Below are 9,478 nucleotides of genomic sequence, written 5' to 3'. Positions count from 1 at the left end.
GCTTCTGATTTTAATTGGTTGCGGGGGCCAGATTTGAACTGACGACCTTCGGGTTATGAGCCCGACGAGCTACCAGGCTGCTCCACCCCGCGTCCGTGGATGCGCACTATACTCTGCTCAGCATTTGTTGCAACTATTTTTGTGGCAAATCACTCATTTTTTTATAACTTGTACGTATGTGGCGCAATTTGCGTTTTTTTTGTGCGAATTGGTAACTGGGCTTCGCGTTCGCATTTAAATACCCCTGGGGGTTTGTTATCTTCACCGGGCACTTTCGATAATGCGGAATACAAAATACCATGAAAGGACGTTGGGCCAAATATGTGGCAACGGGTGCAATGCTGGCGATGCTGGCTGCCTGTTCGTCAAAACCGACCGATCGCGGTCAACAGTATAAAGACGGGAAACTCACCCAGCCTTTCTCACTCGTGAATCAACCTGATGCCGTCGGCGCGCCAATTAACGCGGGCGACTTTGCGCAGCAGTTAAATGAGATTCGTAACGCCTCTCCGCGCCTCTACGGCAACCAGAGCAACCTTTATAGCGCCGTGCAGCAGTGGCTGCTCGCGGGCGGCGACACCCGCACCATGCGCCAGTACGGCATTGACGCCTGGCAGATGGAAGGGACCGACAACTACGGCAACGTGCAGTTTACCGGCTACTACACGCCGGTTGTCCAGGCACGTCATACACGTCAGGGCGAATTCCAGTACCCAATCTACCGTATGCCGCCGAAGCGCGGCAAGCTGCCGTCCCGCGCGAGCATTTATGCCGGTGGGCTGAGCGATAACTACATACTGGCCTACAGTAATTCGCTGATGGATAACTTCATCATGGACGTGCAGGGCAGCGGCTATATTGATTTCGGCGACGGCTCGCCGCTGAACTTCTTTAGCTACAGCGGCAAAAACGGCTGGCCCTATAAAAGTATCGGCAAGGTACTGATCGATCGCGGTGAAGTGAAGCGTGAAGATATGTCGATGCAGGCGATCCGTCACTGGGGCGAAACCCACAGCGAAGCGGAAGTCCGCGAGCTGCTGGAGCAGAACCCGTCATTCGTCTTCTTTAAACCGCAGTCGTTTGCTCCGGTGAAAGGCGCCAGCGCCGTGCCGCTGATTGGCCGCGCTTCTGTGGCGTCTGACCGCAGCATTATTCCGCCGGGCACCACGCTGCTGGCTGAAGTGCCGCAGCTCGACAATAACGGTAAGTTTAACGGCCAGTACGAGCTGCGCCTGATGGTGGCGCTGGACGTCGGCGGCGCGATTAAAGGCCAGCACTTTGACATCTACCAGGGCATCGGCCCGGATGCCGGGCACCGTGCGGGCTGGTATAATCACTACGGACGCGTATGGGTGCTGAAGACAGCGTCCAACGGCGGGAATGTGTTTAGCGGTTAAGTCCGTGATTTCCCCGGCGTCTTGTAGCCCGGCCGAGCAACGCGACGCCGGGAACGCTCGATATCAATGAATTTGAGGTTTTATGTCTGTGGTTATCAGTGGCGCCTGGCGCCAGCGTTTTGGCGGCACGGCACGTTTGTACGGTGAAAAAGCGCTACAGGTCTTTGCTGACGCGCATGTGTGCGTGGTCGGTATTGGCGGCGTAGGCAGTTGGGCGGCGGAAGCGCTGGCGCGTACCGGCATCGGTGCGATCACGCTTATCGACATGGATGACGTGTGCGTTACCAACACCAACCGTCAGATCCACGCCCTTGGCGGCAACGTCGGGCTGGCGAAAGCGGAAGTGATGGCCGATCGTATTCGCCTGATAAACCCTGAGTGCCGCGTCACCGTGGTGGACGATTTCGTCACGCCGGATAACGTCGCCGAGTACATGGGCGCGGGCTACAGCTACGTGGTGGACGCTATCGACAGCATTCGCCCGAAAGCCGCGCTGATTGCCTACTGCCGTCGCTATAAAGTCCCATTGGTTACTACCGGCGGCGCGGGCGGACAGATTGACCCAACTCAAATTCAGGTAAGCGATCTGGCGAAAACCATCCAGGATCCGCTGGCGGCGAAGCTGCGTGAGCGGCTGAAAAGCGATTTTGGCGTGGTGAAGAACAGCAAAGGCAAGCTCGGCGTCGACTGCGTGTTCTCAACTGAAGCGCTGGTTTACCCGCAGGCGGATGGTTCGGTCTGTGCAATGAAAAGCACGGCGGAAGGGCCGAAGCGGATGGACTGCGCCGCTGGATTCGGTGCAGCGACGATGGTCACCGCCACTTTTGGCTTCGTGGCGGTTTCCCATGCGCTGAAGAAAATGCTCGCGAAAGCGGAGCGTCAGGCTAGCGTCTGACGCGCGGCTTCCATCATTGCCTCGCTCAGGGCCATCAGGCCCTGAGAGCGAGAGGCGCTCAGTTGACCGCGTAGCCCCAGTTCATCAAACAGGTTGAGCGGATCGTCTGCCAGAATCTCCGCTGGCTGTTTGCCTTCCGCCGCCGTCAGCAGCACCGCCAGCAGCCCACGTACAATCCTTCCTTCGCTATCGCCAAAGAAGTGCAGCGTGCCGTCTGGAGATTGGGTATAGCCCAGCCAGACGCGGTTTTCGCAGCCGGGGATCTCGCGCGCCTGCGCTTTAAGCTCGTCCGACAGCGCTGGAAGCTGTTTTCCTAACAGGATCAGCTGGCGGTATTTCTCTTCCCACTGCGAAAGCGCCGCAAACTGTTTTCGTAACGTTTCAGGCGTTACGGTGGTGCCGAACGGGTGCCCGGCGAGTGAAGGCGTCGTCATTAGTCCACCAGAAGTTCGAGCGCACGGTCGACGGCGCTGACCAGCGCCTGTACGTCGTCCTGCGTATTGTAAGGGGCAAACGAGGCGCGCAGCGTACCGCTCACGCCCATTGCCGCCAGCAGCGGTTGAGCGCAGTGCTGACCGGCGCGCAGCGCAATGCCGTATTCCGCCAGCAGCGTCACCATATCGCTGTGGTGAACGCCAGCAAAATCAAAGGCCAGCAGGCTGGAGTCCTGACAGCGGAAAGAGCGGAAGCCCGGGCGTTTTGCCAGTTCTTCCTCCGCAAGCGTCGCCAGACCCCGGCTCCAGGATTCGGCCTGTACCATGTCGATATCGGACAGCCACTCCAGTGCCGCGCTGAGGCCAATCACCCCGGCAACGTTTGGCGTACCGGCCTCCAGACGATAAGGCACCGGCTGAGTGGTGAAACCGTCGAAGGTCACTTCGCTGATCATTTTGCCGCCGCCGAGCCACGGCGTCATGGCGTCGAGCAGCTCGCTTTTGCCGTACAAGGCGCCAATGCCGGTGGGCCCGTAGAGCTTATGGCCGGAAAAGGCGTAGAAGTCGATATCCAGCGCCTGCACATCTGCCGGGAAGTGGACGGCACCTTGCGCCCCGTCGACCATCACGACCATATTCGACTGATGGGCGAGCGCGATAGCGCGGGCCAGGTCCGGGCAACCGCCGGTGACGTTGGACATTTGCCCCAGCGCCAGAATACGGCTGCGTGGGGTGATCAGAGCGGTGAGTCGTTCAATATCGGGCAGGCGGTCTGCGCCCAGCGGCAGCTGGACTATTTTTGCGCCGGTCTGTTCAGCCACCATCAGCCATGGCACCAGGTTGGCATGGTGCTCGGCGACGCTGACGATGATTTCATCGCCCGGCTGCAGGCGAGGGCGTGCATAGCACTGGGCCACCATATTGATGGCTTCGGTGGTACCGCGCGTCCAGACGATATCCTTGCCGCTTGGCGCGTTGAGCCAGCGGGCCACCTGGTCGCGTGCGGCTTCATAGCGTGCCGTCAGGCGCTGCGCTTCGGCAAACTGGCTGCGGTGGACGTTACCCGCGCTCAGCGAGTAGAAATGCGTCGTCGCCTCGATGACCGCCTGCGGTTTTAACGCGGTGGCGGCGCTATCAAGGTACACCCCGGCATCGTGCAGGGCGGGAAACTGGGCGCGAAACTGCGCTGGGGAGAAGGCGTTCATGGAATTCCTCATATCAATAAGGAGATCGTCGCGCAAAATGCGCGTTGATACAAGGCTTGTGCTCATCGTCGGAATTATCCGGAACTGCATACGAAGCCGCGTCAGTGTCTTATGCTGTTTAGTGTTGGGGAAAAATTAATCCCTGTTGTTAATCTAATATTGAATAGCATAAGTCGCTTTAAGGAGAACAAAATGAAAAAGACTGCCGCCGTACTCTCTGCCTGTATGCTGACTTTCGCGCTGAGCGCCTGCGCGGGGCCGAACTACGTGATACACACCAATGATGGCCGAAGCATCGTGTCTGAAGGGAAACCTCAGACGGATAATGATACTGGTTTGATTTCGTATAAAGATGCGAACGGTGTGAAACAGCAGATTAACCACAGCGAAGTGAAAGAGATGGTTGCGCTGGAGAAATAAAAAGGCGATCGTCCAGGCAAAAAAAAGCACCGCAATTAGGCGGTGCTACATTAATCACTATGGACAGACAGGGTAAATGTACAGGAAGTGAAAAAGGGTAGCCTTGCTACCGTGATCTGAATTGCAGACCAATTGCAAACACAACAACACAACATCACAACCGTAAGCCAAAAGCCCTTCAGAACACGCATTCCAAAAAAAGCTTCTCGTTCCGGCTCAGGAAGTGCCGCCATGATAGGTATTTGCTGGTAGAAGCTCAACGGACAAATTATAATGGCTCAGATAAAAAAAACTAATAGGTTAACTGTTGTTTCCTATTTGTTAAAATCAATTAACAATTGAGTTCTGGGACCATGTCAAAGCGTTTGCCACCACTTAATGCATTACGTGTATTTGATGCAGCCGCACGCCATTTAAGCTTCACTCGCGCGGCCGATGAGCTTTTTGTGACGCAGGCCGCAGTAAGCCACCAAATCAAGTCTCTTGAGGATTTTCTGGGGTTGAAGCTGTTTCGGCGGCGCAATCGTTCTCTGCTTTTGACCGAAGAAGGGCAGAGCTATTTTCAGGACATCAAAGAGATCTTTTCGCAATTAACAGAGGCAACGCGTAAACTACAGGCACGAAGCGCGAAAGGGGCGTTAACCGTTAGTTTATTGCCCAGTTTTGCTATTCAGTGGCTGGTGCCGCGTCTCTCAAGCTTTAACTCAGCTTATCCGGGAATTGATGTCAGAATCCAGGCCGTAGACCGTCAGGAAGACAAGCTGGCGGACGATGTCGACGTGGCGATTTTTTATGGCCGCGGCAACTGGCCGGGGCTGCGCGTGGAAAAACTGTACGCCGAGTATCTGCTCCCCGTCTGTTCTCCGCTGCTGCTGACCGGCGAGAAAGCGTTAAAAACGCCCGCTGACCTGGCAAAACACACGCTGCTGCACGATGCTTCACGCCGCGACTGGCAAACGTATACGCGCCAGCTGGGGCTCACTCATATTAACGTACAACAGGGACCGATCTTCAGCCATAGCGCCATGGTGCTACAGGCTGCCATCCACGGACAGGGGGTTGCGCTCGCGAATAACGTGATGGCGCAGTCGGAGATTGAGGCAGGCCGTCTGGTGTGCCCGTTTAATGATGTTCTGGTCAGTAAGAATGCGTTTTATCTGGTTTGTCATGACAGTCAGGCTGAACTGGGTAAAATAGCGGCCTTTCGTCAGTGGATTCTGGCGAAAGCGGCGAATGAACAAGAAACGTTCCGTTTCCGTTACGAACAATAAATGAATTTAGGGTAATACCATGACCAGCCGTTTTATGCTGATTTTTGCCGCAATCAGTGGCTTTATTTTTGTCGCACTGGGCGCGTTTGGCGCGCACGTGCTGAGTAAATCGTTGGGCGTTGTCGAAATGGGTTGGATCCAGACCGGTCTGGAATATCAGGCATTTCACACGTTGGCGATTTTTGGACTGGCGGTCGCGATGCAGCGCCGCATTAGTATCTGGTTCTACTGGAGCAGCGTATTTCTGGCGCTGGGCACCGTGATGTTCAGCGGTAGCCTGTACTGCCTTGCGCTCTCCCATTTACGCCTGTGGGCGTATGTTACCCCGGTGGGCGGCGTCAGCTTCCTTGCCGGTTGGATTTTGATGTTGATTGGTGCCATTCGACTTAAGCGTAAGGGTGTTGTTCATGAATAAGGTTGTGCTGTATTGCCGCCCTGGGTTTGAGAAAGAGTGTGCTGCGGAAATTACTGATAAAGCCGGTCGCCGCGAAGTGTTTGGCTTTGCGCGCGTTAAAGATAACTCCGGCTATGTGATTTTCGAATGCTATCAGGATGGGGACGCCGACAAGCTGGCGCGTGAGCTGCCGTTTAGCTCGCTGGTGTTTGCCCGCCAGATGATTGTGGTTGGCGAACTGCTGAAAGATTTACCTGCCGAAGACCGCGTAACGCCGGTTGTCGGTATGCTGCAAGGCGTGGTGGAGAAAGGTGGCGATCTGCGCGTTGAAGTGGCAGACACCAATGAAAGCAAAGAGCTGATGAAGTTCTGCCGTAAGTTCACCGTGCCGCTGCGTGCTGCGCTACGCGAAGCTAACGTGCTGGCGCCGTACGAGACCACTAAGCGTCCGGTGGTGCACGTGTTCTTTATTGCGCCGGGCTGCTGTTATACCGGGTACTCCTATAGCAACAACAACTCACCGTTCTACATGGGGATTCCACGCCTGAAGTTCCCGGCCGATGCCCCAAGCCGCTCAACCCTGAAGCTGGAAGAGGCGTTCCACGTCTTTATCCCGGCCGACGAGTGGGACGAGCGTCTGGCAAACGGCATGTACGCGGTCGATCTGGGCGCGTGCCCTGGCGGTTGGACCTATCAATTGGTGAAGCGCAACATGTGGGTCTCCTCCGTGGATAACGGCCCGATGGCGCAGAGCCTGATGGACACCGGCCAGGTGACCTGGCTGCGTGAAGATGGTTTCCGCTACCGCCCAACCCGCAGCAACATCTCGTGGATGGTGTGCGATATGGTTGAGAAGCCGGCGAAAGTGGCGGCGCTGATGGCCGATTGGCTGGTGAACGGCTGGTGCCGTGAGACCATCTTCAACCTCAAGCTGCCGATGAAAAAGCGCTATGAAGAGCTGTCGCAGAACCTGGCGCACATCCAGGCAAGGCTTGATGAAAACGGGATTAACGCCCAGATTCAGGCGCGCCAGCTGTACCATGACCGCGAAGAAGTGACCGTTCACGTACGCCGTCTGTGGGCCGCCGTCGGCGGTCGTCGCGACGAGCGTTAATGATTGTAGCCCGGCCGAGCGCAGCGACGCCGGGGTTAGCTCCGAGCCTGCATCGGGGGCGGCGTTATCGGTTAAGCCTTAGCTGCTGCAAATTGCCATCGATATGCAAATCTGTCTCCAGCCGCGCGATATCGCGGCATAAAAACGCCATCTCCTGGTGTTCAATCAGTTTCTTGCGCCACTTCTCCGGGACATCATCCAGATGCGCATACAGCGCCTCCAGCGTCGGGAACTGCGTTAACAACTGGGTAGCTCTCTTTGGGCCAATCCCCGCCACTCCCGGCACCTTCGAGCTGCTGATCCCAGCAAGCCCCCAGTAGTCCGGCAGTTGATGCGGCTGGACGCCGAACTCTTTTTCGATAAACGGCACGTCGAGCCAGCGCTTCTGGAAATAGTCGCGAATGCGCAGGTTGGGCGAGAGCAGCTGGCAGTAGCCTTTATCGGTGGAGACGATGGTGGCCTGATGGCCTGCTCCAGCGACTTTCACCGCCAGCGTTGCCGCTAAATCATCGGCTTCGTTTCCGCTGGAAACCCAGCAGCGCACGCCGCGTAGCTCGAAGGCAGCGCGCAGCGCGGGCATTTCAGCATGCAGGTCGTCTGGCATGGGCGGACGGCCCGCTTTGTAGTCAGGAAGGCGCTGGTGACGCCAGCCGCTATTGCGCGCCTCGTCGTCAAACACCGCCACCGCGTGAGTCGGCTGGCTGTGGGCAATCAGCAGATCCAGCGCGTGCTGGCAGGTTTCCACACAAGGGGAACCCTGAACGGCATGGATACGGCGTATCAGGTTGAGTGCATCAACAATCAGCAAATGGACGGCCACAGGTGTTCTCCCTAACGATTCGAGCGACAAGGGTAACATTCACGGCACAGTGAGGCTATTGGCGAGGGATAAAACGGGAAGAGGCCTCGCAAAACTGCACGAGGCCTCTGGGGGGGATGACGCTAGTCGCAGGCGACCACTTTCATCGCCAGGCCGCCGCGAGAGGTTTCGCGATACTTGGCATTCATGTCTTTGCCTGTTTCGTACATAGTCTCGATAACTTTATCGAGGCAGACGCGCGGCTCGCTGGTACGGCGAAGCGCCATACGTGCGGCGTTCACTGCTTTGACTGAAGCAATGGCGTTACGCTCGATGCACGGTACCTGTACCTGGCCGGCAACCGGGTCGCAGGTCAGGCCGAGGTTATGTTCCATACCGATTTCTGCGGCGATGCATACCTGCGCAGGGCTTGCGCCTAGCAGTTCAGCCAGACCCGCAGCGGCCATGGAGCAGGCTACGCCGACCTCACCCTGACAGCCCACTTCGGCACCGGAGATAGAAGCGTTCATCTTGTACAGTGAGCCAATCGCGCTCGCGACCAGCATGTAGCGCGCCAGCGAGTTAGCGTTCACTTCACGGATAAACTTGTCGTAGTACGCCAGCACCGCAGGAACAATCCCACAGGCGCCGTTGGTTGGTGCCGTTACCACGCGGCCACCGGCGGCGTTCTCTTCGTTAACGGCCAGCGCGAACATGTTGATCCAGTCGACAACCGCCATTGGGTCGCTGCTGATTTTATCCTGGCTTACCAGCATACGACGCAGCGCTGCGGCGCGGCGCGGAACGCGCAGTTTACCCGGCAGGACACCTTCAGTGGTGGTGCCGTGTTCGATACCACCCTTCATCACTGCCCAGACGTCAGCGAAGTGCTTTTCCAGCTCTTCTTTGCTGTGCAGCGCCAGTTCGTTTTGCATCATCAGGCCGGAGAGCGACAGTCCGGTTTCGTTGCAGTGACGCTGCAAATCGGCGGCGTTTTTGTACGGGTAAGGTACGGCAACTGGCGCTTCAGTCGTCTGACCGAAGTGCTCTTCATCGACGATAAAGCCACCGCCGATGGAATAATAGGTTTTGCTGTAAACGGCGTTGTCGCCCGCCAGTGCGGTGATACGCATGCCGTTTTCATGCAGGGAGAGGTTGTCGGCATGGAAGTTCATGCACTGGTCAACCGGGAACTCCACTTCGTGCTGACCGTTGGCCAGCATCAGGCGACCGTGGGTGTTCACGTCCTGGATAAACGACGGGATAGCGTCGATATCAACCGTATCAGGCAGATTTCCTGCCAGACCCATAATGATGGCGATATCGGTATGGTGACCTTTACCGGTCAGAGAGAGTGAGCCGTAAACATCGACGACTACGCGAGTAATATCATTGAGGATCCCACGCGCAATCAAGTCGTCCGTGAACTGTTTGCCTGCTTTCATTGGCCCCACGGTGTGTGAGCTGGAAGGACCAATGCCGATTTTGAAAATATCGAATACGCTAATCATGAGGCGTCCCTATGGTATTGAAGTGCGCCGCCCCGAGG

The 9,478-nt window shown here is 56.9% G+C and carries 10 protein-coding genes and 1 tRNA gene; 6 read left to right on the top strand and 5 right to left on the bottom strand.

The features are described from left to right. Window positions 1-15: 15 nt before the first annotated feature. Window positions 16-92 (bottom strand) — tRNA-Met (locus RDN66_RS19745). 207 nt (window positions 93-299) lie between these two features. Here RDN66_RS19745 and mltA point away from each other — a divergent pair. Further along, window positions 300-1,397 carry a murein transglycosylase A gene (gene mltA, locus RDN66_RS19740; protein ID WP_035892818.1) on the top strand — a complete coding sequence of 366 codons (1,098 nt, stop codon included), beginning with the start codon at window positions 300-302 and terminating at the stop codon, window positions 1,395-1,397. An 82-nt stretch (window positions 1,398-1,479) separates the two neighbouring features. Continuing rightward, the gene (gene tcdA, locus RDN66_RS19735) at window positions 1,480-2,292 is read left to right on the top strand and encodes a tRNA cyclic N6-threonylcarbamoyladenosine(37) synthase TcdA (protein WP_202217265.1); all 813 of its coding nucleotides are present in this window, start codon (window positions 1,480-1,482) and stop codon (window positions 2,290-2,292) included. On the opposite strand, the gene csdE is transcribed toward tcdA, so the two are convergent. Both csdE and csdA read right to left on the bottom strand, forming a co-directional pair. Beyond that, the gene (gene csdE / locus RDN66_RS19730; RefSeq protein WP_202217266.1) at window positions 2,277-2,726 is read right to left on the bottom strand and encodes a cysteine desulfurase sulfur acceptor subunit CsdE; all 450 of its coding nucleotides are present in this window, start codon (window positions 2,724-2,726) and stop codon (window positions 2,277-2,279) included. The two genes, tcdA and csdE, sit on opposite strands and share 16 nt — an antisense overlap. Continuing rightward, entirely contained in the window at window positions 2,726-3,931 is a 1,206-nt protein-coding gene (csdA, locus tag RDN66_RS19725; RefSeq protein ID WP_202217267.1) for a cysteine desulfurase CsdA, read from the bottom strand. The genes csdE and csdA overlap by 1 nt, the downstream gene beginning before the upstream one ends. A 192-nt stretch (window positions 3,932-4,123) precedes the next feature. Between csdA and RDN66_RS19720 the strand changes: the two genes are divergently transcribed. The 4 genes from RDN66_RS19720 (at window position 4,124) to rlmM (ending at window position 7,130) form a co-directional block, all read left to right on the top strand. Further along, on the top strand, window positions 4,124-4,351 hold the full coding sequence (locus tag RDN66_RS19720; protein ID WP_035892822.1) for a YgdI/YgdR family lipoprotein: 228 nt from the start codon (window positions 4,124-4,126) through the stop codon (window positions 4,349-4,351). Window positions 4,352-4,704: 353 nt separating this feature from the next. After that, window positions 4,705-5,622 (top strand): glycine cleavage system transcriptional regulator GcvA, encoded by a 918-nt coding sequence (gene gcvA, locus RDN66_RS19715; protein WP_035892823.1) that lies wholly within the window; start codon window positions 4,705-4,707, stop codon window positions 5,620-5,622. A gap of 19 nt (window positions 5,623-5,641) precedes the next feature. Beyond that, complete coding sequence (locus RDN66_RS19710; RefSeq protein ID WP_035892825.1) at window positions 5,642-6,037, top strand: DUF423 domain-containing protein; 396 nt, start codon at window positions 5,642-5,644, stop codon at window positions 6,035-6,037. Continuing rightward, window positions 6,030-7,130 (top strand): 23S rRNA (cytidine(2498)-2'-O)-methyltransferase RlmM, encoded by a 1,101-nt coding sequence (gene rlmM / locus RDN66_RS19705; RefSeq protein WP_202217268.1) that lies wholly within the window; start codon window positions 6,030-6,032, stop codon window positions 7,128-7,130. The genes RDN66_RS19710 and rlmM overlap by 8 nt, the downstream gene beginning before the upstream one ends. A gap of 64 nt (window positions 7,131-7,194) precedes the next feature. On the opposite strand, the gene xni is transcribed toward rlmM, so the two are convergent. Together xni and RDN66_RS19695 are read right to left on the bottom strand one after the other, a co-directional pair. Beyond that, complete coding sequence (gene xni / locus RDN66_RS19700; RefSeq protein ID WP_308538127.1) at window positions 7,195-7,950, bottom strand: flap endonuclease Xni; 756 nt, start codon at window positions 7,948-7,950, stop codon at window positions 7,195-7,197. A gap of 122 nt (window positions 7,951-8,072) precedes the next feature. Beyond that, on the bottom strand, window positions 8,073-9,440 hold the full coding sequence (locus RDN66_RS19695) for an L-serine ammonia-lyase (RefSeq protein WP_035892828.1): 1,368 nt from the start codon (window positions 9,438-9,440) through the stop codon (window positions 8,073-8,075). Window positions 9,441-9,478: the final 38 nt, after the last annotated feature.

Source organism: uncultured Kluyvera sp. (genome assembly GCF_902485085.1).
GTDB lineage: Bacteria > Pseudomonadota > Gammaproteobacteria > Enterobacterales > Enterobacteriaceae > Kluyvera > Kluyvera ascorbata.
The sequence above is the reverse complement of the archived record's forward strand: the minus strand, read 5'-3'. Positions and strand labels throughout refer to the sequence as shown.

Bases quoted from the DNA above. Each gene is read 5' to 3' on its own strand.
- csdE (WP_202217266.1), bottom strand. From the start codon at position 2,726: ATGACGACGCCTTCACTCGCCGGGCACCCGTTCGGCACCACCGTAACG.
- csdA (WP_202217267.1), bottom strand. From the start codon at position 3,931: ATGAACGCCTTCTCCCCAGCGCAGTTTCGCGCCCAGTTTCCCGCCCTG.
- rlmM (WP_202217268.1), top strand. From the start codon at position 6,030: ATGAATAAGGTTGTGCTGTATTGCCGCCCTGGGTTTGAGAAAGAGTGT.
- RDN66_RS19710 (WP_035892825.1), top strand. From the start codon at position 5,642: ATGACCAGCCGTTTTATGCTGATTTTTGCCGCAATCAGTGGCTTTATT.
- RDN66_RS19720 (WP_035892822.1), top strand. From the start codon at position 4,124: ATGAAAAAGACTGCCGCCGTACTCTCTGCCTGTATGCTGACTTTCGCG.
- mltA (WP_035892818.1), top strand. From the start codon at position 300: ATGAAAGGACGTTGGGCCAAATATGTGGCAACGGGTGCAATGCTGGCG.
- gcvA (WP_035892823.1), top strand. From the start codon at position 4,705: ATGTCAAAGCGTTTGCCACCACTTAATGCATTACGTGTATTTGATGCA.
- RDN66_RS19695 (WP_035892828.1), bottom strand. From the start codon at position 9,440: ATGATTAGCGTATTCGATATTTTCAAAATCGGCATTGGTCCTTCCAGC.
- tcdA (WP_202217265.1), top strand. From the start codon at position 1,480: ATGTCTGTGGTTATCAGTGGCGCCTGGCGCCAGCGTTTTGGCGGCACG.